The 833-nt window shown below is 57.6% G+C and carries 1 protein-coding gene; it reads right to left on the bottom strand.

Annotation, left to right across the window (positions count from 1 at the left end; genetic code table 11):
• The coding region (locus tag LIY45_RS30560; RefSeq protein WP_226478721.1) for a ribonucleotide-diphosphate reductase subunit beta at positions 1-833 on the bottom strand (833 nt) is incomplete at both ends.

Below are 833 nucleotides of genomic sequence, written 5' to 3' on the forward strand. Positions count from 1 at the left end.
GCGATGAACTTGAGGTAATCCTCCATCATCGCCGCATTCATCCCCAGCACCCCACGCGGCATGGTGTCACGCGCGTATTCGATTTCCAGCTGAGTCCCTTGCAGGATCATCTGGGTCGCTTCTTCCTTCATCTCGGCATCCCACAGGTGCGGGTTTTCGATTTTGATCTGGTTGATCACATCGATACCGAAGTTCAGGTGCATCGACTCATCCCGCAGGATGTACTGGAACTGCTCGGCCACGCCGGTCATTTTGTTGCGACGGCCCATGGACAGGATCTGGGTAAAGCCGCAGTAGAAGAAGATGCCTTCCAGAACGCAGTAGTACGCGACCAGGTTGCGCAGCAGTTCTTTGTCGGTCTCGACGGTGCCGGTTTCGAACTTCGGATCGGAGATCGAACGGGTGTACTTCAAGCCCCAGGCAGCCTTTTTGGCGACCGATGGAATCTCGTGGTACATGTTGAAGATCTCGCCTTCATCCATGGCCAACGATTCGATGCAGTACTGGTAGGCGTGGGTGTGAATCGCCTCTTCGAAGGCCTGGCGCAGGATGTACTGGCGGCACTCCGGGTTGGTGATCAGGCGGTACACGGCCAGTACCAGGTTGTTCGCGACCAACGAATCCGCAGTGGAGAAGAAGCCGAGGTTGCGCATCACGATGCGGCGCTCGTCGTCGGTCAGGCCTTCGGGGTTTTTCCACAGGGCGATGTCGGCGGTCATGTTGACCTCTTGCGGCATCCAGTGGTTGGCGCAGCCGTCGAGGTATTTCTGCCAGGCCCAGTCGTACTTGAACGGCACGAGTTGGTTGAGGTCGGCGCGGCAGTTGATCATGCG

The sequence above is a fragment of the Pseudomonas sp. MWU16-30323 genome (assembly GCF_020515595.1).
Lineage (GTDB): Bacteria > Pseudomonadota > Gammaproteobacteria > Pseudomonadales > Pseudomonadaceae > Aquipseudomonas > Aquipseudomonas yamanorum.